Below are 21,276 nucleotides of genomic sequence, written 5' to 3' on the forward strand. Positions count from 1 at the left end.
GGGTTTTTGAGGAAGATATTTCGTTGCCGCCCGCAGATTGGGTCAAAAACCCGGTTTCTGAGAATCTCAGTCAAGTTAAAATAATAGCGGTCGCCCATCAATTGACAAAACCTCCGTTATCTCTGACTTTAACCAAGGGGATGGTGGATTGCTATCGTAATCGATGAAATAATTGTATGCCAATTGCTCGTACAGTTCGTCAACTAACGATTGTAAGTCTAATAATTTGCCAACACTAAACTTGTGTCATCGCAACGATTTGAGCGGTGGTTAATACCAACTGAGGAAACGTTGGAGAAACAATAATGGCTTCTCCTTGATATCGCTGTGCCTGATATTCACCATCGATTAAGCGGTTGATGGTCACTGTAGGCTGTTTTGGAGAACCAATATACTGAACGCCTCCCAACCCTGCATAATCAACGATCCAATACTCCAGGATTCCTAAAGTTTCATACTCATTCAATTTGATGCGGTAATCATCGCGCCAATTCGTACTGACAACTTCGATCGCCAACGGAGGTGGAATATAGGCAGCAGCAGAGGCAGAATTTTGACGCATTCTGACCCATTCTTCCTTGGCAAATACCACAATGTCCGCTTTACGACTCGATTCACTTTCGCCCGGGGCAGCGTTCAATCTGACTTGTTTACTTTGTCGAGGAACGTAGGGAAGGTTCAAGGATTGGCAATGATCTACCAAGAGACGACATAAACCATCGACGACATCCTCATGTTTGGCTGTGGGTTCACTCAGGGGCATGGCAACTCCATTGACTAGCTCAAATGATCTGCCGGACTCGTCATCCCAGTTGAGAAATTCCTCGAAGGAAAGGGTTTTTTGGGCGATCGCAACCATTGATATTAACCTTTTGCGTAGGTTGGCTCTCTGTTGTCTGTTTCTAGCTTAACGTGAGGTAGAGAGATAGATGGCTGCTCTTGTAGGGTGCGTTAAGGAAGTATACCGTAAACTTTGACACCTGTTCTCGGTTTTACTGCCCGCGTCCTGGTTTGCAATCTACAAAACCTAACGCTTCTGTGTCGATAAAACTGGCAATCGCCATTTCGATCGCAGTTGCGATCGGATATTCAATTTCCGCAGCACGCGCAATTAGAGCCGCTTTAATTCGTTCTGGAAAGCGTCTCAAAATGACTTCGGCATCAGCAGGAGAAAGTTATTCTTGAAGTTGGGCTTGCATGGCATTCACCTTTGGGTTGGAATTTGATAGATACATTCAAGCCACTACCCAACTCAGATTTAGCGGTCTAACGATTAAGCTCACCCGCCGCCGGAAGCCGAAGCGGGGAACGAGCGCAGATTGTAGGCGGTCGGGTGCAGCGCCTTGTTGGGCCGTTGTCCTTATCGTTCTAGCATCGTAATTTTATCTCCAATCACTTCGTAGAATAAGGGTTGGACTTCATTGGTTTGACTTTGCACCTGCTCCAAAAAATACATGACAGTTTGATGAGGAATCGCTATACCGTAACCAAGAGTATCTGTCACCGCATTGTCTCCAGGAACAGCAGTTACAACTCCAATAACTTCACCAGTTTTACTGACAACGGGGCCACCACTATTTCCGCCTTTCACTCGTGCGCTAATCAAAATGTAGTCTTGGCGGTCTAAGTAAGATTCTGCTCGGGTCACGACTTGCCCAACAGTGGATTTCAAGTATGCAGCAACACGACCTGTTTCTGATACGAGGAAGTTTTGAAAGCCTGGAATGGGAGGGTAGCCCATTGATAGAACTTCATCTAATACGTTGAACGATTGCATTTTGAATTTTGGTGCGTCGGGAAATGGGTCAGCATCGAAAGTCAGAACTGCTAAATCAATTCTCTCATCTGTAGGAATATAGATGCTGTTCAGCCCATGCGTGACAGGATTCCATCCCGGTATCTGAATGGTTTTTATTTTTTTTATATCCTTTCCCTTTACACAGTGGGCCGCTGTTACAAAGCGGTTGCTATCAATCAGAAAACCTGACCCTATCGAGTCTGTTCTATCCTGTAGAGTCACAATCAGAGGTAGAACTGATTTCTCGAAGTGATTGCGAATGAGCGGAAAACCGAATACAAGAAACTCGAAGATACCATACGCTGCTATTTCCTCGTTGAGGTTAGCCGTCATCGAGTAATAACAATCCCCATAAGGTGGTGCAGTGCCTGTATTACCAGCGTGGTTTAGAAGACCTTCGGCACTCAAACGATTGCAGGCAATACTCAATCGAAGAATACCCCCACGATACTGCGGATGCTCCTGGAGAAAGTCAGATATTGCCCAAGGACGAACGGTATTGTCTCTCAGTGGGGCATTTGAAACGTGGAAAAATCGAATTAAATCTGTTGCAAGGCCCATGTTGAAATAAGTTTTACACAAAGAGCCATTCTTGAACACTCAAACGCTGCGCGCGACGGCCCAACTTATAATTGTATCGCAGTTGCGGTACAATACCCAATACAATAGAAAAATACCGCCGATCGCTAATGTATTTCACCAAAAGTAGCAGTAATCCACACAGCAATGGCTGGCGGCGATAAATGAGCATTCAACCAAATAGTCATGCGGCCAAAACAGGACGATCGAGTTTGCGGACTGCATACAGAATCGCAGCTTTAATATCGTCAACTTCCAAGTCTGGCAATTCTTCGATAATTTGTTCAAAACTCAAACCAGCAGCTAGCAACTCTAGGATATCGATGACTCGAATCCGCATTCCCCGGATGCAGGGACGGCCGCCACATTGTCTTGGGTTCACTGTGATTCTGTCAAACAGATAAGCAACGGATGCTGGCATTGGTTAAAATTGTTTAAAATCTTTGTCTATAGCTTACTTCATTTATCGCCCCAAACTCACACCGCGATATAATTCTGCGAGCGCTATGCTGTAATAGAGATCAGTTCATTCAAACTTCGATAGTTTATGACCGCTGCAGTATCTATTGACATTGGTACGCTCATTACACGCACTCCCGGACTGCATGGTGGATGTCCTCACATCGTCGGTAAAGGCGTTACCGTTCCCCGGATCGTAACCTGATACAAGCAAGGATTGAATGCTGAAGAGATTTGCGATCGCATCCGAGATCTCACCCTCGCCGAAGTTTACCCCGCACTCACCTACTATCATGCCAACACCCAAGAACTTGAAACTTCTTTGCTCCATCAAGCAGCAGAAGTTAAGCGTCTTGAAGCTTGGCACAGCAACTTTGGTAAATATGAAATGCTAAAATAATAAATAATACATCGCCAACAGAAAAATCTTCTAGATAAGCACTATCCTCAAACTGGGAAAGAGAAACTGATTTTTACCGGGTAAATTGAGCGGGTGTAGGATCAATATCTCCACTGAAGTAAAGTGTTATAACAAAACTCAACATTTGTGCTTCTTGAGTAAACCGTAAAGTTCGATCTCTTCAAACTGCCCTCGGTGAAAAACACGCTGTTTTTGCCTACCTTCCTGCGTCATTCCCAGCTTTTGTAGCACCTTAGCCGAGGCTATATTCCGCCAGAGACAAGTTGCATAAATGCGATCGAGCTTTAATCTTTCAAATATTCAAGACTGATTTAGTGTAATTGATGCGTTTTTTTTCTCAAAAAATATGTCTGCTAACACTGCAAAAAATCATTACTTCCGATTGGCATTGTTCTGGGCGTTTCTGGGTAGTTTGGGAAGCTTGGCGGTATTCCCTTATGCGCTGTCTCTGAATCCGGCACTAAGTCAATTGCCTGCACCACTACCTGTTTTGGCGATCGCCTCCGTCCTGCAAACCGGAATTTTTCTAATTCTCTTTTGTTGGATTGGGCTCCGCCTCGGTAAGTCGATCGGACTCGATACCCCCCTCATTCGTGCGCTGGTATATCGACAGCCTTTCGGGCCAATATCTCAATCTGCTCTTAACACGGCGCTAATTGTAGGCTGCATCGGTGGAATCGTCCTGATTGGATTGAGTTTAGCTTTCCAACCTTGGATGCCGCCCACGGTAACTCCAACAACGCTCGAAATTGACCTCTGGAAACGCATATTAGCTTCCTTCTACGGAGGCATCACCGAAGAACTCTTGTTGCGACTGTTCGGTATGACATTGATTGCGTGGCTACTTTGGAAGATTTTTGAGCGAGACAAACCGCAACCCTCTACATTTATTTTTTGGCTGGCAATTGTGGCGGCGGCGATTCTGTTTGGTGTGGGTCATTTGCCTGCCGCTGCCAATCTCTGGGGACTAACCCCAATCGTCATTTTCCGAACGATTTTGCTCAATGCCCTCTTAGGGATTCCCTTTGGTTTTCTTTACTGGCGTTGGGGATTAGAATACGCTATGTTATCTCATTTTGTGGCCGATTTGGTACTGCATGGAATTGGAGGAAGTTAGCAGGATATGCAAACAATGCAATGGTACAACGAACCTTTACAATGGCATGAGGATAACGATGTTATTCATATTACCGCCGGCGCAAAGACTGACTTTTGGCGGCAAACTCATTACGGATTCATTCGTGATAACGGCAACTTTTACTACCGTCAAGTTTCAGGCGACTTTACAGCAGAAGTCAAAATTACTGGTTGCTATCAATCACTCTACGATCAAGCAGGATTGATGATTCGAGAAAGCGAAAATATCTGGCTCAAGTGTGGCATTGAGTTTGTTGAGGGAGTGCAAAACCTGAGTGCGGTTGTGACGCGAGACTATTCCGATTGGTCTGTTATTCCACTTGAAGTGCCACCAGTTTCCCTGTGGCTGCGGGTAAAGCGCCGAGCTGAAACGGTGGAAGTGCAATACTCTTTGAATGGGTCAGACTATTCAATGATGCGATTGGCATATCTAACTGAGTCACCAATCGTTCAAGTTGGGTTAATGTGTGCGGCTCCCCAAGGTGAAGGCTTTGCAGTCGAATTTGAAGGGTTTAAGCATAGTAAGCTGATCTAATGTGAATGGTAAAAAAACCGATTTCTGCGCGACTCCATACATACAAATAAAATTAGGGGTGAGTGCTTTTCACTTACCCCTGCCATTCATTTTTTGGGTGGTTTTGAACCTGCTTAATACAATTTGTAGCACTAAATCGCCACAAAAACAAGGCTATTTATCCTAAAAATACTTGTCGAGGTTGAGGGTCAAAATCATGAATGTTCCGAGCAAATGACCTGCGCTCATGCAAGCCAGAAATGCTGGTACGCTTACATTGTTGAACAAAGAGGGGAAGGGTAAAGGCATTTTCGGCCCGACGTGGGGATACCAAATTCGGCGGCTGAGAACTAGCAATGCTAAGATATTGCAAACAAACATCACTATTGGTTTTTGCCAATTTCCTGATGCTGTGTCAGCCAGAGTCGATTCTACTACTGCCAGTAAATTTGAGTTAATCATCGTTGATTCTCCTATTTTTCATAAATTATCAGAAATGCTCGATGAGATTTCTTGCCAAAAATACAGCAGGGGCGATCGCCTTTACGCAATAAATATCTGTTGCTGTCAATCTTCACCGCGCCAGCGACAGCGCCCCTACCCCTAATCATCGAATTACAGCAAGAAGTCTTTTAATGCCATTCAAAAGTAACGAAAGATACAAAGGGACCCAACCATACTCGCTGCCATTTGTAACTTTTAGCCTGTCTGGCAGTGGCGGCATTTACTCACGCTGCCAGACAGGAAAGACAGCTACTCATTACTGAGCAATGTAGGTAGGCAGAAAGTGGAGAATGTCGCGCAGAACGCTATATCCAGCAGCATCCCAGAGCAAATAAGCTAAGAAACCGATCATCGCTAAGCGACCGTTCCAAAGTTCTGCTTGCGGGTTGAAGCCAAACAGAAAGGCATTCCGATCTTTGCCGTTGTAAGCATTAGCTGTAGGAGGCAAGTTAGTAGGACGAGTTTCCATGGTTTTACATTCCTTAACAATGTTTCGCTTCTCATGGTAGCGACCTAATTTCTGCTTTGCTATCTGTCTCTAGGCTCAAGATACACACAAGTCTAAAGGAGGATTTTGAAACAAAAAATAAAGTGTTAACTTTTGTTGCGCGCGATTTTTCAGCGATCGCCTGTATCTGTAAATACTAAATACAACTGCAAGTTGAGGTGGCCGCTGTGAAAGGCTCGATCGCAGCCTCGCGACAAACAACTGCGCTGGTGACTCGACAATACTGAATCCGCGAACTCCTAGACGCAAAAAAATTTAGTAAATTTCAAATCAAAAGCCGAACACATCGCGCGGAAGTTAATTAAAATAAGAGATAAACAGAGCGATCGGGAGAAACAGTTATCGAAACCATCTACGGCAATCTTCAAGGTTTAAAGTCCAGCCAGCTCAAGCAACTCGAAAAGTTGTACCACCAGCGACTACCGGGCGATCGCATCACAACTGCAGAATTCGCCCAGCGCGTCGCGGCCATCAGCACGGAAATAGACAAACCAATCTGCACCTACATCAACCGCCGCGGACAAGTCATTCGCGTCGGCGTGGGTTCACCCCGGCAAACGCAGATTGCGCCCCTAGAATTGCCCCGCTACGGGGGAGGTCGCCTCAGCGGCATTCGCTGCATCGCCACCCACCTGAAGCCAGAAACCCCAAGCGAAGCAGCCCTCACAGCAATGGCAATTCAGCGCCTGGACGCCCTCGTTTGGCTGACACTGACCGGCGGAGGATTTCAGCGTCGCGGCGGCGGTGCGACTGGTTACATCCAAGAAACTTATCTCGCTCACCTGATACCCCAAGGAGATCAGCCAAATTTTGAGTTCTCTGTTTTGAGCGCTCAGTTAGAACCAGATGCAACTGATGAAATAGAAGAACCTTCAATTCCAAAGTCACTAATTCAAACTCCACACTTTCCGTGGAAAATATCAGAACCGCTGAATTTGGACGAACTCGCCGACCAAGACTTTCTGGATTTAGTGGAAGGACTCGAAGCAGAGTTTCAAGCAGAGTTTGTCGCTAAGCAGGTCGATGCAGACCAAGACAAAGTGCTGTTGGTAGGTGTGATGACTCAGCACATGACTCAGTTGGAGTTTGAGGACGGGCTCGCAGAAATCACGCGGCTGGTTGAAAGCGCTGGGGGTCAGGTTCTGCAAACAGTGCGCCAAAAACGATCGCGCCCCCATCCGCAAACCGTCGTCGGCGAAGGCAAAGTTCAGGAAATTTCCCTCACCGCTCAGACGATTAGCGCTAACCTGGTTGTATTCGATCGCGACCTGGCCCCCGCACAAATACGGAACTTGGAAACTCAGATAGGTATTCGTGTGGTCGATCGAACAGAGGTAATTCTCGACATCTTTGCCCAAAGAGCTCGAACGAGCGAGGGTAAATTGCAAGTCGAACTCGCTCAGCTAGAGTACGCCCTGCCCCGGCTCAGAGGTCGCGGTCAGGCAATGTCGAGACAGGGTGGCGGCATCGGTACCAGAGGCCCTGGGGAAACCAAGCTAGAAACCGAACGGCGGACGATCGCCAAACGCATTTCTCGATTGCAGCAAGAAGTAAATCAACTGCTGGCGCACCGCTTCCGGCTGCGGCAGAACCGCCATCATCACGATGTACCCTCAGTGGCGATCGTTGGCTACACCAACGCCGGTAAATCGACTCTGCTTAACCTGCTCACAAATTCCGAGGTCTACGCCGCCGACCAGTTATTTGCCACCCTCGACCCCACAACTCGACGGTTGACCATTCCCGGCACTGTCACCAGGGAACCCCTGTCGATCGTCCTCACAGATACAGTGGGCTTTATTCGGGAACTTCCCCCCGCCTTGATCGACGCTTTCCGGGCTACCCTCGAAGAAGTCACTGACGCCGATGCTTTGCTGCATCTGGTCGATCTCTCCCATCCCGCGTGGCAGAGCCAAATTCGATCGGTCATGAATATTTTGACAGATATGCCCGTAACTCCCGGCCCCGCCCTTGTAGTTTTCAACAAAATCGATGCCGTAGATGGAGATACTCTCGCCCTCGCCCGAGAAGAATTTCCTCAAGCAGTATTTATTTCTGCTGCCAAAGGTCTCGGGATGGAAACTCTCCGCGACAGACTAGCTCAGCTCATTCAATACGCCCTCTACCCTCGGTAAATACTTAAATATTCCTTTTGAATAGTTGACATGGGGGAATATACGTACATATACTGAGGACAGATCTAGTCGAACTATGAGATTATAAAAGAGTAGTCAGATTGTGCATTGCAAAGTACAATACAGCATCTCTATTTTGCGATCGGTTAAATAATTAATTTCCGGAGGTCGCGGTCAAGGTAAAAAGACTCTTTGTTAATGGCTGTAAGGGCTGTTGGTTCAGAGGTGGCAAAAATAATGATGTTGCTTAACTCTGTGCAAACTACCTGTGCAAACCACAGTACGGGATGTCACGGTAAAAGAGAATAATATTATTAAAGTGTTTGGGCACTCACCTCAAGCGCTATACTATCTTTACAGACGTCCGTGAGAGAATACATCCATTTATTGTAAGAACTCTAAAATCCTTGCCCGTCGTACAGCGCTAATCTCTAGGACTATTTCTATTTTTCGATTTTACCACTGTTTAACTAAATAGTTATGTGTACGCCACTGGCAAAACTAGCAATTGGACTCTCTGCCACGCTGGCAACAGCGTTTTACTATCTAGCTGCCGCCCCTCCGGCTTCAGCAGTAGATGTTTGCGGTCCCGGAAATTATTCTAGTGCCTGTTCCTCCAGCCAGACATCCACAGCAACGGGACCCGGCCCGCAATTGGCCACGCAGTCGAGTTTGTCCCAAATATACACAACCACACCTTCGAGAAGCTCAACTTCTATTCCTGAACCGGGTACTGCGATCGCAGTCCTACTGACAGGTGCAGGAATGATCTGTTCGTCGTGCAGAAAGCGAAACAAGCAGGTTGGTCCGCAGCGCTAGACAGGCTGAGTACCAACCTGTTTGCCTTCCCAATGTCTCCGTTTATTTAAGCATGGGTATTTGTTTACTTAATATATAAAATAATAAAAAGTTGTATAAAAAATAACTTCACACCGAGCTTGTGCGCTGCAAATAGAGCCGGATGTTGAAGGAAGAAAACTATAGCGACTTCAGTCAGGGTAAAAACAAGGAAGAAGGCAAATGCACTTCCCGGCAAGGGTTTCAGCAATGAATAACCTCCGGTGCAACAGAGAAGGTTGCTATATGTAATAAAAATTAAAATATAAAAATTAAAATAAGATTGGTTAATATCAATCCTTCCGATAGTTTTTGAGAGGAACCGTAAAATAAGGGTTTCAAGGCTCCAAGGCAAGTTCGCTACCACAGAAAAATCAAGGGTTTTAGCCTAGGAACTAAAAACAGTCCGCACTAAGGTTAAGATTACAATTAAAAAATATTGTTATTGCTTGAGCGTCCATGACCCCTAAAGTAGAAATTTACACTTGGAGAACCTGCCCGTTTTGCGTTCGTGCCAAAGCACTGCTAAAGCGAAAAGGGATTGATTTTACAGAGTACGCGATCGACGGAGATGAAGCAGCACGGGCTCAAATGAGCGATCGAGCCAACGGAGGCCGCACCTTGCCACAAATATTCATTAACGACCAACACATAGGTGGCTGCGACGAAATTCACAAACTCGATGCTCTAGGCCAGCTAGACCCGCTGCTAGCAGCAAAATGAGGCATTCCCTGTCTAATTTTCAGTTAGCCCTAATTTTCCTGCGACCAATTCTTAATTTTAATTGACAATGAAATTTGCATTCATCATCGATCCCCTCGCGCGACTAATTCCAGGACACGATACCAGCGTAGCGCTGATGGAAGCCGCTCAAGAGTTGGGTCACGAAGTGTGGGCAACTCAAGCCAACGAACTAAGCGTCATCGGTGGCAAAACCTGGGCAATGCTGAGTCGGGTAGCCCTCACCCCAGTAAAAGTCGTAGATGGACGCTGGGAGGCTGCTGAGGCTTGGTATGAGGTGGGACAGCCTACTTTGCAGCCTCTGGAAGCAATGGACGCAGTATTTATGCGGACAGACCCCCCAGTCAACATTCCTTACCTCTATGCTACTTACCTTTTAGATGGCATCGATCCCACTAAAACTTTGGTAGTTAACAGTCCCAAAGGATTGCGGGCGGCGAATGAAAAGATGTATGCTTTGCAATTTGAGGGAGCGATCCCCGAGACAATTGTTTCTCAAAACAAGCAGGTAATTCGGCAATTTGTTGAGAAAAAAGGAGCAGCAGTTCTTAAACCTTTGGGTGGCAAAGCGGGCGAGGGGATTTTGTTCTTGGAAGCGGACGATCGCAATCTCAACTCCCTGGTCGAAATTAGCACTCAACAAGGGCAAATTCCAGTGATGGTTCAGACTTATCTGCCGGAAGCCAAAGAGGGAGATAAACGGATTATATTGTTAGACGGCAAGCCCATCGGTGCTATCAACCGCATTCCCACGGGCAATGAATTTCGCGGCAACATGGCCGTCGGCGGCCGAGTCGCAAAAACAGAAATTACCGATCGCGAACTGCAAATTTGTGCTCAGTTAGAACCAGTGCTGCAACGGGACGGACTGTACTTTGTCGGCATTGATATTATTGGCGGTTATCTCACAGAAGTTAATGTCACTAGCCCTACAGGGATCAGAGAAATTGACTTATTTGACGGCGTTAGTTTGGGCAAACAAGTAATTGAATGGGTGGAGAAGGAAGAAGGAAAAAGGAAGAAGGAAGAAGGATGAGGGAAAAAGCCAAGCACGAGACAGATTAGGACACGGATACACGGATTAATTATCGATCGTCAAGCAGATTTACAGTCGTTAGTTATTTGTTAGTTGTTCCCAATTCCCAATTCCCAATTCCCAATTCCCAATTATTAAATTATGTCAAAAATTGGCGTTGCAGTAGTCGGTACAGGTTTCGGTCAAAAAGTACACCTTCCCGGATTCCAGGCCCATCACCGGACAGAGGTTGTGGCTGTTTACCACCGGAATATAGACAAAGCAAAGGATCTCGCCTCTACCCACAATACCCCCTACGCTTGCGACTCGATCGCCGATATAGTAGCCATCCCAGAAGTAGCGGGCGTCAGCATTTCCACACCGCCATTTTTGCATTATGAAATGGCAAAAACCGTCTTGGAAGCAGGCAAGCATTTATTATTAGAAAAACCCACAGCCCTGACAGCAAATGAAGCTAGGGAACTTTACCGATTGGCAAACAACGAATCTCAAACCGATTTTAAAAATGGTGGTTCGAGAGCAATTGCCACAATGGACTTTGAGTTTCGCTTCATCCCCGCATGGCAAATGCTAGCAGAATTATTGGCAGCCGAATATGTGGGAGAAAAGCGTTTAATTAAGATTGATTGGCTGGTGTCGAGCCGCGCTGATGCTAATCGCCCTTGGAATTGGTACGCGCAAAAAGAGCGAGGCGGCGGAGTTTTGGGCGCGACAGGTTCTCACGTTTTTGATTATGTTAGCTGGCTGTTCGGCCCGCCCCAGAGGCTTTCGGGGCAATTGATTACAGGAATTTCGCGGCGGCCAGATCCGAATGATTGGGGAAATTTAAAATTAGTTGATGCCGATGATTCGTGCACGTTGATGTTGGAATTAGCCGGGGGAACTCCTTGTCAAGTTTGTTTGAGTTCTGTTACTTATCAAGGGCGGGGACACTGGGTGGAAATATACGGGAGTAAGGGTACGTTGGTGTTGGGAAGCGACAACCAGCAAGATTACGTCCACGGATTTCGCTTGTGGGGTTCCCAAGGTGGAGAACCTTTAGCGGAAATCAAAATTCCTCAAAGATTGGAGTTTCCTCAAGTTTATCCAGACGGGAGAATTGCACCGTTTATTCGAGTAGTAGATAGGTGGGTAGAAGCAATTGATGCAGGTAAATCGTTGATACCGTCCCTCAGAGAAGGGGTTTACTCGCAGTTGTTGATGGATTTGACCCAAGAGTCGAATGTTACGGGAACTTGGGTAGATTTACCGAGTATAGATAAATTTTTGGACACTAAGTAAAAGTAAAAACTGCCAAAGCAATCTCACGCACTCGATCGCACCCCAAACCCGATAAACTACGAATAGATAAACTCAATCCAACCCTATATCCAGAGTCGATAGTTGTGAATGGCGCGCCCTGAAAGTCCTTGCCTCAGTATAGCGATCGCTCGCCTGAGAACCGCTGGGGCAAACCATTTTGCCACTTGGGTTCTACAAGCTCCCTATCCCAGCGGGTACGTTCACCACGACTGTATGTGGCCCGATACCCTCTCCCAATCTTGGAAAGCTTGGCAGGAAATGTTTTCGCCCTCCGGGACAATTCACGAATTGCCCCTAAATCCTGATGGCAGTTTCGTCTCGCCGGAAAACAACCAGAATATACTGCCAGAAACTGAACAACGAAGTCCTCAGTCGCTAGATCTCGCTCCAGCGACGCCCTCTGTGCCGCTCCACCTAGGCCAGCAAGGGTGGGGCGACAAGGGGGATCAGCATCCGCCTCGGCCACCGGCAAGCTACAGTAGCCGCCTGATGCAGCATTTGGGGATTAATCTTTGGCAGTGGCTGTTTGAAGGCCCGATTCAGGGTAGTCTCCAGGAAAGTAAAGGTATTGCGATCGGGCAAAATCTACCCCTGCGAGTACGCATAGATTTGCGCGAACCGTATTTAATTGCTTTGCCTTGGGAAATTATGCAGCCTCAAGCCGGTCAACCGGCGATTTCTCTGTCGCAGCAACTGCTGTTCAGCCGCACTACCAGCAATGTTGAACCTTTGCCACCCCTGCAGCCTGCGGAGTCGCTCAACATTTTGCTAGTGTTGGGACAAGCAGAACCAGGCGGCGGTGCTAATTCTCAATTTTCCAACAGTAATAACGGTCATTTGCAGTTGGGAGAAGAAGCACTCGCCTTAGCGGGCGTTCTGGAAAGTGCTTTTCAAACCGACGACAGCGGCAAATATTTTGACATCAGCGTTCCGACTCGCGTCGATACTCTGATCGAACCTACTCCGGCAGAACTAATTTCTCGGCTGGAAACGCAAGCTTACAACATTCTGTTTTACGCCGGCCACGGGATACCGGGCCCCGACGGCGGTTTGCTGTTTTTGGGGCCGGAAACGGCGATTAACGGTACTGAATTGGCTCAGGTATTAGTTCGGTGCCGCGTGACTCTGGCGGTGTTTAATGCCTGCTGGGGAGCTCAGCCGGCGGTGGAGATGGTGCACTCAACTAACGGCCAGCAACAGGCGATCGCCCGCAGCAGTTTGGCTGAGGTACTGATCCATCACGGGGTGCCGGCGGTGTTGGGAATGCGGGACTCGATCGCCGATCGCGAGGCCCTGAGTTTTATCCAAACTTTTGCCCAAGCTTTGGCCGGACGGATGTCGATCGATCGGGCCGTCGCCGTCGCCAGACAGCAGCTACTGACGCTTTACAAGTTCAATCAACCGGCTTGGACGCTGCCTGTGCTGTATATGCACCCAGAGTTTGACGGTCAGCTAACTGAGCCGGTAGATGACCTCAAAACAGAGTTGCCTTTAAATTCTTCTACTTGGCTGGGACGGTTGCCCTCTTGTGCTTATTTGCGGGGGCGCGATCGACCAAATGCCAAATCCACCGACTCGACCAATCAGGTTTGGCCGATTCCCGCAGGTATGGTTCGAGTCGGACGCTGGGAAGAAAACGACGTAGTGATTCGAGAACAGTGGGTTTCTCAAAAACACGCCGAGATTTTCTGCAGAAACAGTATCGGAGATAGCCGGGAAGAACCTAGCTACTTCCTGCGCGATTTTTCTCGCTACGGGACTCTAGTTTTGGGATCTGAGGGATGGCAGAGAGTTCACCACCAAGAATTGCTGCTACGCAGCGGGACTCAGCTAAAATTTGGCAGTTCTCAAGGTCAGATTTTTGAGTTCACTATTGAGGTTCCTAAAACTTCGGGGTACAGTGAGACTGATTGCGGAACGAATTAAGGTGCGGGTGTAGCTAATGAAGGCAATGGGCGATCGGCACAGCAAAGTTCTGGGCGTTGAGTCTCCAATCTGAATTTAAAAGAGTTACTTACCACTGATAGCTCCCAACTAGCTCTTGGCACAGTCCCCCTTCTATATTTTCCTTTTCCCCCTGAGGTATTACATCATGGCTACCCAATCTCCTGATTCTGAATATTTTCGCGACTCACAAACTCAGGCCCAGATGGAACTTCTCGCCACAATAGTTCAGACTGATGTTGCTTATCCCTGGAATCCTGCACAGCTTGAATCAGAATCTTATTTGGCTGCCCTAGAGCAGGAATTTGCGCTATCTGATTCCTTCAGCGACAGCGATATTGCCCTGAAATCGCAAGTTTTATTCTCGCAATTAGAACAAGTTTGGCTGACGACTGCTCTGCAAAAGTCTTTGCGCGAAAAATTTGCTCGCGTTCCTCAAGATTTTCTGGCCCGCATCGCTCAAAGCGTGCAAAACGCAACTGTTAAATATCAATCTTTAGCTGACCAAATGGTAGAGTGCGTCTTAGATATTTTGCCTCAGTGGGCTGAGGAAGATTTGCAGGTGTTGGCACGTCCTTTAGCTTATGCGATGCGAGATGTTGATTCGGAAGGGGCGGAGTTAGTCATGGCTACTAAAAGACCTTGGGCCCAATTGTCGGAAATAGAACAAGCCAGAGTTAGTTTGGCTGTCGCCCGCTATGCAATCTCGCAATTAGAAATTGCTGATTAGTTATGTAGTGGCTGGGTTTTTGTGCTGCGATAGCGGTAATTTTTTAAATTAATATAAAATTAATCTACCTTTAGTTAGATGTCGAATTCGTCTAATTGTTAAATCCTATGGATTGCTATAGTTTGATGTAGCAATCCTATTTGATTTGTAGACAAGATAATTTTTTTTGAACTCTAGCAAGCGCGCCCTACAGTTAGGACTGAGATGTGGCAGGATTTTCAATAAGCTTTTTATGGGTGCCGTCGCAGAAACGGCCCACAAGAAATATTTTTTATTGTGGAACAGGCCCGAAAGCCTGTTGCAGACATTGCTACAAGATGTAAGTTAGGAGGTTCTTAATTGCTGAAATCCTTGCCGAAGATTGCTTCTGACCGAAAGCATCCAGGATACAAGTCCCCGAATTTATCCGTGGGGTCAATGCTTCAATCTAAAACCGTTCGACTGAGCGCTCACGCCGAAGTCTAAAATCTAAAATCTAAAATCGATTGACTTCTCTCCTAGGTAACTAAAGTCTTTTTCCTTCTTCCTTGTGCTATATTTTGCCAGGTTTTGACTCGCTAAGCAGTTTGGCAACAGCAAGCAAGATGAAGTATCATACAATGGTCAGAATGTTAAAAAATGTAAATATAATAATTGGGGTGTGTGAGAATTTTCAACTGAAGTAAAAAGTGGACAGCAGGAAACTCTGACTGTTGCAGGCACGATCGGGACTTTAAAATTATTTTATGACAACTTCAAGATTTGATTTTCAAGACTTGAAACGCCGCTTTTGGCGGATTTCGCGGATGCCCGCGGCAACGCTAGTCGTGTTGGGGGCGGTTGCTTTCGCAGGTGCGATCGCCGGGGCCTGGTTTTCAGGTGAAGGTACTGTCAGCGATATTTTTGCCACAATCAACACTTGGCAGCAAAACCCGCCTGTGTGGCTGCAAGTGCCTGCTACGAGCAAGATGTATTTGTTAGTGCCGACTGTGGCGCTTGTCTCCGTTGCTTTAGCTGCAATTAAAATTTCGCCTCAACCGCAGAAATGGTCGCGCGCAGTAGTAGTCGCAATAGTTCTGGCTTTAACCATTCGCTACGTTTTGTGGCGATCGCTCGCTACTCTAAATTTAACCGATCCCCTCAACGGTATCTTTAGTTTGGGACTGTTTTTCCTAGAAATGCTACTGGTTTTCAACACCAGTATTCAACTGTATTTAATGCTGAGAATGAAAGACCGGCGTCGAGAAGCAGATCGCATGGCAGTTGCAGTTGAAGCTGGAAACTTCACCCCGGCAGTAGATATTTTTATCCCAACTTACAACGAACCGACTTTTATTTTACGGCGCACTGTAATTGGCTGTCAAGCTTTAGATTATGCCAACAAAAAAGTATATTTGCTTGACGATACCAAGCGCCATGAACTCAAGTTGCTGGCAAAAGAACTGGGATGCGAGTATATAACCAGACCCGATAATATTCACGCCAAAGCTGGAAACATTAATCATGCCACAGCCCTAACCAATGGAGAACTAATTGTAGTTTTCGATGCAGATTTTATTCCCACTAAAAACTTTTTAACTCGCACAGTTGGATTTTTTCAAAATCCCGAAATCGCCCTCGTTCAAACACCGCAAAGCTTTTACAACCACGACCCCATCTCCCGTAATTTAGGTTTAGAAAATGTGCTCGCGCCGGAAGAAGAAATATTTTACAGGCAAATTGAAATCATCAAAGACAGCGCCGACAGCGTGGTTTGTTGCGGTACATCTTTTGTAGTGAGGCGGAGTGCTTTAGAAGCAGCGGGAGGCTTGGTCACAGATTCAATCTGCGAAGATTATTTTACCGGAATTCGGCTGTCAGCAACCGGATATCGCTTAGTTTATTTAGATGAAAAATTGAGTGCTGGTTTGGCTGCTGAAAATATAGAGGCTCATCTAAATCAAAGGCTACGCTGGGCGCGAGGCACGCTTCAGGCATTTTTTATTGATTCCAATCCTTTAACAATTCGCGGTCTCAGATTCGTACAAAGGCTGTCTCATTTGGAAGGATTGCTGCACTGGTTTACCAGTTTAACCAGGGTTTTATATCTGTTGATACCTTTAGCTTATTCGTTTCTAGCCATAATTCCTTTGCGGGCAAGTGCGCGGGAATTGCTGTACTTTTTCCTGCCTTACTATTTTGTGCAACTTACTGTGTTTTCTTGGCTGAACCGCAGATCGGGCTCGGCTTTGCTTTCCGATGTTTATTCGTTCGTCCAGTGTATTCCTTTAGCGGTGACGGTGGTGAGTTCCATGCTGAATCCCTTTGGGAAAGGGTTTCAGGTGACACCGAAAGGAATTGCGAGCGATCGCTTTAGTTTTAACTGGAATTTGGGATGGCCTTTGATTGTCTTATTCGCAGCTACAGCATTCAGTTTGTGGCACAATTTAAACATTAATTTAGTTAAAAATGTTGCCAGCGTACAGTCAATATCAGCAAGTGCACATTTGTCCAAAGGAATGAGTTTGGGATGGATTTGGAGCGCTTACAACCTGCTGATGCTGGGGATTGCATTACTGATTTTGGTGGATATTCCTAAGCCGGACATTTACGAATGGTTCAATTTACGCAGGGTTGTACAATTGAATATTGGCGGTAAACGTTTTTGGGGTATAACAACTGTAATTTCGGAAAGTGGCGCTGAAGTTGCTCTGACGCAGTGGCCAAGTTTTGCCGTGCAAGGTAAAGGTAGTAAAGAGAGTTTTACTGCACCAGAGATTTTGCCAAAATATGCCGTTGAAACAAGTGTATCGCAGGCTAAAATAAAAGCGATCCCTCGCAGGGTGGCAGTCAAAGCGAGGATATCGGTAGCGCCGTCTGTTGTTGAGTTCGGCACTGAGCGTCGTTTGGCAAAAGGTTTGATTGATTGCGATTCGGCGACTCTGGAAATTATGGAAGAGAACTGTTTTATTCCTGTGGCTAAGATTGAGTTGGTGAGCGATAAATCTCAGTTGGAGTCGAGTTTTCGGGATGCAACAGAGTGCAGTTTTGTGGAATTTCCCACTGTGCGAATTGCGTTCGATCGCCTGAGTATTAGCCAGCACCGCTGTTTGATCGAAATGCTGTACTGTCGGCCGGGCCAGTGGCAGCGGCAGGAAACTCCCGGAGAATGGCGATCGCTGTGGCTGTTGTTGAGAATTGCTTTGAAACCGAGGGCTGTTTTTGAGAGGAATAGGGCCGTTAGGCCGATCAGAGTTTCGCAACTTTAGAGGGAATTTCTCCTAGTTGGGAATTTTTCACCGCAGATATCAGCAGATGAAGGTTGATAGATTTTTAGATTACCTTACCTCATATCTTTTAAGTAATCGTGCAAAAATATTTATACATTTTCAGTTAGCAAATAAAGAAAATTTTCCAGATTGGGATAGATTCTTGCGGTGGTTCTGCGCCAAGGTCGATTTGGGTTTGCAACTGGGCAATCAAATAGCAGAATATTGGGAGTAGCTATTTGGCAGTCAGGTTAGCAGCAAGATGTACTTCCAGCAGTATTTGCTACCCTCAACAACCAAACTTTTAGTGTTAGCTTGAGGCGATACCGATCGCTTGTTTTGCCTATCCCAATTTGACGATCGACTTTTGCGGACTTTTGCGAACTTGGCACTCCTGAAGCAAAAAATCGGGGAATTTGGCGAAAACTCCGGTTAGTCGTGGTAGACTCCCCTAAGCTGTATATCCCGCTGAGTGTAAATAAGTCGCCGTTTAATCTGGGGCTAGGGCCCTTTAACAGCGACAAAGTGTAGGATTGGGCGAAACGGCAAGGACTGGATTGGTCAGGGGAAGATGCCCAGCAACTGACGGGTTTTGTAAACAGGAATACCTATTTAGTACGGGTAGCTCTTGATCGTATCGGGCGTGGGGATGTCACTCCAGAGCAAGTATTGCAAAACTCTCCCATCTGCGCCGGAATTTATGGCGATCGCCTAAAACGACAACTGTGGAACTTACAACAGCAGCCAGATTTGCTGGCAGCCTTCGTGGGAGTTGTCAAAAGCAGCACACCTGTGGAGTTGTATTTACTGGAGGCATTTAAGTTGGAAAGTATGGGGTTGGTAAATTTACCAGGCAATCTGGCGACGGTAAGTTGCGATTTGTTTAGGCAGTATTTTGGCGATCGCTTTAGTAGCAGTTGATCGGATTCAAAAGTTGTCAGGGTAATCAAAAGAGAGCTATGAAAATTATTCGATTCCTGAGTGTAGCATTCCTAGTAACGATTATTTCTCTGGGTTCGGGGTTCGTACTTTCCTATCGCGCTCAGGAAGCATTAGATAGCAGGTATTATCCGCTACCTCTCACCCTAGGAAACTTCAAAGAGCTACCTGCAAAACCTCCTTATCCTCCTAACGCAATTAGTTTTGCCGATGTTGCTTGGAAAACATTTGTAACCTTAAACTGGCCAGCTAACTACGACGGCAAACCCTTAGAGTTGAAATTTGGTGAAGCACCGCTCGCTCCCCGAGTATGGGAGTTTTATCGAACTCCTGCGGAGGTGTTTCTTCCTAATGCTGAAAACCCGGAGCTAACTACGCTCAATCCTTTCGCAACAAGAACTTTAAAACTAGATTTGAACGAAGCCAAAGGATCGGGTTTATTAGAAACTTCCCAAATGGAAGAAAATCTACGAAAGAGCCGTGCTTGGGTAGAAAGAGTTAATGCTAGTGGCAAGTGTCCTAGAGAAGAAGTTGATTCTGCGCCGGAAGGAAGTGAGGATGCCTTTTTCAATAATATCCCACTTGTGGATAGACGAGGAAATTATGCGATCGTCGAGACTCATCTGAATCACAATGAGTTCAAGCAAATTGTTGATAACGAATGGTACAAGGCTAATAAATTGGCTGAGTACAAGGACGAAAAGAGATTTGCATTTAACTCGACGGCTGTCAGTGTAGATGCACCTATAGAAATTAAGGCAGCTTGGCGGGTTTTTGACAAAGACTCTAAACCTGAAGAAAAAGCTCGGTACTATACCACGAAGCGGGTATTAGAAATTCCTAAGCAACGATTCTGTTCTAAGGGGAGTTGTCCTGATGCTAGAAATCCAAATATTTCTTCTCCTGACGAGACCGTGCTTCAAGAAATTGAAGTGGGTCTGATTGGCTTCCATATAGCCTATAAAATGCCTAAGCAGCAAGGTTCAACTCCCGGATGGGTTTGGGCAACTTTTGAACAAGTGGATAATTTGGAAGTCATTAATCCACCTAAAGGAGTTGAGTTGAAGCCAACTCTATCCGATCCAGATTGCGATGCAAAGACGGGAAATTGCAAACCGAACTATCCCTATGTAGAATGGCCGTTTCTTTGGCGCGATGAATCTCCCCATGCGGTGACACAGACGATCTCCCCAGATGGAAAGATCGTACCGAAAGCACAAATTCCTACCCAGGTTGTGCGACTGGCCGAACAGCCCAAGTGCAGGAATAGTTACCTTGCTGATGACATCAAAAAACAGCTCAAACAGCAGAATGAAAAGTGGCAGACAGAATTTAAAAATGTTGCAGATAATTCTGTATGGCAGTATTATCAATTGGTGGGGACTCAATGGATGCAGAGTCCTGGTATTTTCCAGGAGAATCCACCTTCAAAGAATCCAGGCCAATCTCTTTCAGACAGGTTGATATCACTGATTCAAAAAGAGCAAATTAGACCGGGAGCGCTCGTTAATGTATCTCTAGAGGCTTATTCGCAAAACCAGATTCACGGCGATTCCTGTATTGGCTGCCATGTCCATGCAAAACTGCCAAACTCTAGAGGTAATTCTCAAGAGGTTTTATCAGATTTTAGTTTTCTGCTAGAAGAAGTCGGTAGAAGTACCAGCCCTCGTTAATCCGATACAAAGCTAAGTTTTTTATTCGGTTTAAGAGGATCGTAGAACAGTCCACAATCTTAAACCATCTTAAGGAGAAAATAGCCATGTCTGAGTTAAATACAATCCGTCTCTTACTGGGTACCTACCAGCAAACAGAGGTTGAAAAGAAACTGATAGAAAAATTAGGAGGTGGTACAACTGCCACTGATAAAGTGCAACGATTCGCCGCTCAATGGTCGCAATTGGTAGCTTGGTCTTGGCTTGAACCTAGCGATTATGAGGGAAAAAAAACCAGCGACGATGATGCTCAGGAAAGCCTGCGGCAAGAGTTTATCCGTGTAGTCAAAGAGCTAGCTCGTGTATGTATTGCGGAGCATTACTGTCCGAATATGTTTGAAGATCAACAACACATAGTCGAACAGAGCGATCGCCTATCTGACTATCTGACTGGAAAATTATCGAAGAACGGTCTAACTTTACCCAATCTTTACAAGGATCTCACCCATCGAGATGACTATGCTTTTACGGAAGAGTTCACTAAACTTTTTTTGTGGGTAGTAAGTATTGATCGATATCATGGCTGGTTGGCTGGTTACAATGAAGATAAGGATAAGTTTGTCATGGTAATAGCTTATCCACCGCGCCCCGCACTCAGTCCATCAGTTTTGTCAGCATCCGATCTACACAACTGGATTCAGAACAAGGGTGATGCAGATTACACTCCTCGCAATCCCTATATTCCCACCTGTATGTGCTAAGGTCGTAATCTCAGCAGCAGTTGATGAGTAAATGGTTAGGTAGGTTGTTGCG

General features: G+C 46.2%; 22 protein-coding genes and 2 pseudogenes. 14 read left to right on the forward strand and 10 right to left on the reverse strand.

Annotation, left to right across the window (positions count from 1 at the left end; all coding sequences use genetic code 11):
• Positions 1-75 precede the first annotated feature (75 nt).
• The 6 genes and pseudogenes from QUA27_RS27340 to QUA27_RS08785 all read right to left on the reverse strand — a co-directional run.
• A pseudogene (locus QUA27_RS27340) lies at positions 76-213 on the reverse strand (hypothetical protein); the annotation flags it as partial.
• Between the two features lie 22 nt (positions 214-235).
• Positions 236-859 (reverse strand): Uma2 family endonuclease, encoded by a 624-nt coding sequence (locus tag QUA27_RS08765; protein ID WP_333067471.1) that lies wholly within the window; start codon positions 857-859, stop codon positions 236-238.
• 133 nt (positions 860-992) lie between these two features.
• Positions 993-1,148, reverse strand: a complete 156-nt coding sequence (locus QUA27_RS08770; protein ID WP_333067472.1) for a hypothetical protein — start codon at positions 1,146-1,148, stop codon at positions 993-995.
• Positions 1,149-1,360: 212 nt separating this feature from the next.
• Positions 1,361-2,359 (reverse strand): S1 family peptidase, encoded by a 999-nt coding sequence (locus QUA27_RS08775; RefSeq protein WP_333067473.1) that lies wholly within the window; start codon positions 2,357-2,359, stop codon positions 1,361-1,363.
• A 13-nt stretch (positions 2,360-2,372) separates the two neighbouring features.
• Entirely contained in the window at positions 2,373-2,549 is a 177-nt protein-coding gene (locus tag QUA27_RS08780) for a hypothetical protein (RefSeq protein ID WP_333067474.1), read from the reverse strand.
• Between the two features lie 12 nt (positions 2,550-2,561).
• Positions 2,562-2,798 carry a DUF433 domain-containing protein gene (locus QUA27_RS08785; RefSeq protein ID WP_333067475.1) on the reverse strand — a complete coding sequence of 79 codons (237 nt, stop codon included), beginning with the start codon at positions 2,796-2,798 and terminating at the stop codon, positions 2,562-2,564.
• A gap of 255 nt (positions 2,799-3,053) precedes the next feature.
• Here QUA27_RS08785 and QUA27_RS08790 point away from each other — a divergent pair, with 255 nt between their 5' ends.
• A complete protein-coding gene (locus tag QUA27_RS08790; protein ID WP_333067476.1) occupies positions 3,054-3,236 on the forward strand; it encodes a DUF433 domain-containing protein in 183 nt (60 codons plus the stop codon).
• A gap of 138 nt (positions 3,237-3,374) precedes the next feature.
• On the opposite strand, the gene QUA27_RS27345 is transcribed toward QUA27_RS08790, so the two are convergent.
• Complete coding sequence (locus QUA27_RS27345; protein ID WP_445251486.1) at positions 3,375-3,557, reverse strand: GNAT family N-acetyltransferase; 183 nt, start codon at positions 3,555-3,557, stop codon at positions 3,375-3,377.
• Between the two features lie 46 nt (positions 3,558-3,603).
• Here QUA27_RS27345 and QUA27_RS08795 point away from each other — a divergent pair, with 46 nt between their 5' ends.
• Both QUA27_RS08795 and QUA27_RS08800 read left to right on the forward strand, forming a co-directional pair.
• A complete protein-coding gene (locus tag QUA27_RS08795; RefSeq protein ID WP_333067478.1) occupies positions 3,604-4,374 on the forward strand; it encodes a CPBP family intramembrane glutamic endopeptidase in 771 nt (256 codons plus the stop codon).
• 6 nt (positions 4,375-4,380) lie between these two features.
• On the forward strand, positions 4,381-4,929 hold the full coding sequence (locus tag QUA27_RS08800) for a DUF1349 domain-containing protein (RefSeq protein ID WP_333067479.1): 549 nt from the start codon (positions 4,381-4,383) through the stop codon (positions 4,927-4,929).
• Positions 4,930-5,091: 162 nt separating this feature from the next.
• On the opposite strand, the gene QUA27_RS08805 is transcribed toward QUA27_RS08800, so the two are convergent.
• Both QUA27_RS08805 and QUA27_RS08810 read right to left on the reverse strand, forming a co-directional pair.
• Positions 5,092-5,370, reverse strand: coding sequence for a photosystem I reaction center subunit PsaK (locus tag QUA27_RS08805; RefSeq protein ID WP_333067480.1), 279 nt, complete (start codon positions 5,368-5,370; stop codon positions 5,092-5,094).
• 298 nt (positions 5,371-5,668) lie between these two features.
• A complete protein-coding gene (locus QUA27_RS08810) occupies positions 5,669-5,881 on the reverse strand; it encodes a chlorophyll a/b-binding protein (RefSeq protein WP_333041855.1) in 213 nt (70 codons plus the stop codon).
• 443 nt (positions 5,882-6,324) lie between these two features.
• Here QUA27_RS08810 and hflX point away from each other — a divergent pair, with 443 nt between their 5' ends.
• A complete protein-coding gene (gene hflX / locus QUA27_RS08815; protein ID WP_510175256.1) occupies positions 6,325-8,055 on the forward strand; it encodes a GTPase HflX in 1,731 nt (576 codons plus the stop codon).
• A 596-nt stretch (positions 8,056-8,651) separates the two neighbouring features.
• Here the strand turns inward: hflX and QUA27_RS08820 are convergent.
• Entirely contained in the window at positions 8,652-8,852 is a 201-nt protein-coding gene (locus tag QUA27_RS08820) for a hypothetical protein (RefSeq protein ID WP_333067482.1), read from the reverse strand.
• A gap of 499 nt (positions 8,853-9,351) precedes the next feature.
• Here QUA27_RS08820 and grxC point away from each other — a divergent pair, with 499 nt between their 5' ends.
• The 10 genes and pseudogenes from grxC to QUA27_RS08865 all read left to right on the forward strand — a co-directional run bounded on the left by grxC (position 9,352) and on the right by QUA27_RS08865 (position 21,224).
• On the forward strand, positions 9,352-9,615 hold the full coding sequence (gene grxC / locus QUA27_RS08825) for a glutaredoxin 3 (RefSeq protein ID WP_333041860.1): 264 nt from the start codon (positions 9,352-9,354) through the stop codon (positions 9,613-9,615).
• Positions 9,616-9,682: 67 nt separating this feature from the next.
• Complete coding sequence (gene gshB / locus QUA27_RS08830) at positions 9,683-10,669, forward strand: glutathione synthase (protein ID WP_333067483.1); 987 nt, start codon at positions 9,683-9,685, stop codon at positions 10,667-10,669.
• Between the two features lie 141 nt (positions 10,670-10,810).
• On the forward strand, positions 10,811-11,950 hold the full coding sequence (locus QUA27_RS08835) for a Gfo/Idh/MocA family protein (protein ID WP_333067484.1): 1,140 nt from the start codon (positions 10,811-10,813) through the stop codon (positions 11,948-11,950).
• 108 nt (positions 11,951-12,058) lie between these two features.
• Positions 12,059-13,897, forward strand: coding sequence for a CHAT domain-containing protein (locus QUA27_RS08840; RefSeq protein ID WP_333067485.1), 1,839 nt, complete (start codon positions 12,059-12,061; stop codon positions 13,895-13,897).
• 166 nt (positions 13,898-14,063) lie between these two features.
• On the forward strand, positions 14,064-14,645 hold the full coding sequence (locus QUA27_RS08845) for a hypothetical protein (protein ID WP_333067486.1): 582 nt from the start codon (positions 14,064-14,066) through the stop codon (positions 14,643-14,645).
• Positions 14,646-15,370: 725 nt separating this feature from the next.
• Positions 15,371-17,872, forward strand: a complete 2,502-nt coding sequence (locus QUA27_RS08850) for a glycosyltransferase family 2 protein (protein ID WP_333067487.1) — start codon at positions 15,371-15,373, stop codon at positions 17,870-17,872.
• Positions 17,873-17,918: 46 nt separating this feature from the next.
• Positions 17,919-18,107: an AAA-like domain-containing protein gene (locus tag QUA27_RS27350; protein WP_445251480.1), complete on the forward strand. Its 189-nt coding sequence runs from the start codon at positions 17,919-17,921 to the stop codon at positions 18,105-18,107.
• Between the two features lie 173 nt (positions 18,108-18,280).
• Positions 18,281-18,793, forward strand: a pseudogene (locus QUA27_RS08855) (AAA-like domain-containing protein); the annotation flags it as partial.
• A 38-nt stretch (positions 18,794-18,831) separates the two neighbouring features.
• Positions 18,832-20,484, forward strand: a complete 1,653-nt coding sequence (locus QUA27_RS08860; RefSeq protein ID WP_333067489.1) for a hypothetical protein — start codon at positions 18,832-18,834, stop codon at positions 20,482-20,484.
• 86 nt (positions 20,485-20,570) lie between these two features.
• Positions 20,571-21,224: a hypothetical protein gene (locus tag QUA27_RS08865; protein ID WP_333067491.1), complete on the forward strand. Its 654-nt coding sequence runs from the start codon at positions 20,571-20,573 to the stop codon at positions 21,222-21,224.
• Positions 21,225-21,276: the final 52 nt, after the last annotated feature.

The sequence above is a fragment of the Microcoleus harperi Pol14_C6 genome, assembly GCF_036701295.1.
GTDB lineage: Bacteria > Cyanobacteriota > Cyanobacteriia > Cyanobacteriales > Microcoleaceae > Microcoleus.

What these genes read in the sequence shown, in the direction of transcription:
- QUA27_RS08765 (WP_333067471.1), bottom strand. Translation starts at nt 859, where the DNA reads ATGGTTGCGATCGCCCAAAAAACCCTTTCCTTCGAGGAATTTCTCAAC.
- QUA27_RS08775 (WP_333067473.1), bottom strand. Translation starts at nt 2,359, where the DNA reads ATGGGCCTTGCAACAGATTTAATTCGATTTTTCCACGTTTCAAATGCC.
- QUA27_RS08780 (WP_333067474.1), bottom strand. Translation starts at nt 2,549, where the DNA reads ATGCTCATTTATCGCCGCCAGCCATTGCTGTGTGGATTACTGCTACTT.
- QUA27_RS08785 (WP_333067475.1), bottom strand. Translation starts at nt 2,798, where the DNA reads ATGCCAGCATCCGTTGCTTATCTGTTTGACAGAATCACAGTGAACCCA.
- QUA27_RS08795 (WP_333067478.1), top strand. Translation starts at nt 3,604, where the DNA reads ATGTCTGCTAACACTGCAAAAAATCATTACTTCCGATTGGCATTGTTC.
- QUA27_RS08800 (WP_333067479.1), top strand. Translation starts at nt 4,381, where the DNA reads ATGCAAACAATGCAATGGTACAACGAACCTTTACAATGGCATGAGGAT.
- QUA27_RS08805 (WP_333067480.1), bottom strand. Translation starts at nt 5,370, where the DNA reads ATGATTAACTCAAATTTACTGGCAGTAGTAGAATCGACTCTGGCTGAC.
- QUA27_RS08810 (WP_333041855.1), bottom strand. Translation starts at nt 5,881, where the DNA reads ATGGAAACTCGTCCTACTAACTTGCCTCCTACAGCTAATGCTTACAAC.
- grxC (WP_333041860.1), top strand. Translation starts at nt 9,352, where the DNA reads ATGACCCCTAAAGTAGAAATTTACACTTGGAGAACCTGCCCGTTTTGC.
- gshB (WP_333067483.1), top strand. Translation starts at nt 9,683, where the DNA reads ATGAAATTTGCATTCATCATCGATCCCCTCGCGCGACTAATTCCAGGA.
- QUA27_RS08835 (WP_333067484.1), top strand. Translation starts at nt 10,811, where the DNA reads ATGTCAAAAATTGGCGTTGCAGTAGTCGGTACAGGTTTCGGTCAAAAA.
- QUA27_RS08840 (WP_333067485.1), top strand. Translation starts at nt 12,059, where the DNA reads ATGGCGCGCCCTGAAAGTCCTTGCCTCAGTATAGCGATCGCTCGCCTG.
- QUA27_RS08845 (WP_333067486.1), top strand. Translation starts at nt 14,064, where the DNA reads ATGGCTACCCAATCTCCTGATTCTGAATATTTTCGCGACTCACAAACT.
- QUA27_RS08850 (WP_333067487.1), top strand. Translation starts at nt 15,371, where the DNA reads ATGACAACTTCAAGATTTGATTTTCAAGACTTGAAACGCCGCTTTTGG.
- QUA27_RS27350 (WP_445251480.1), top strand. Translation starts at nt 17,919, where the DNA reads ATGAAGGTTGATAGATTTTTAGATTACCTTACCTCATATCTTTTAAGT.
- QUA27_RS08860 (WP_333067489.1), top strand. Translation starts at nt 18,832, where the DNA reads ATGAAAATTATTCGATTCCTGAGTGTAGCATTCCTAGTAACGATTATT.
- QUA27_RS08865 (WP_333067491.1), top strand. Translation starts at nt 20,571, where the DNA reads ATGTCTGAGTTAAATACAATCCGTCTCTTACTGGGTACCTACCAGCAA.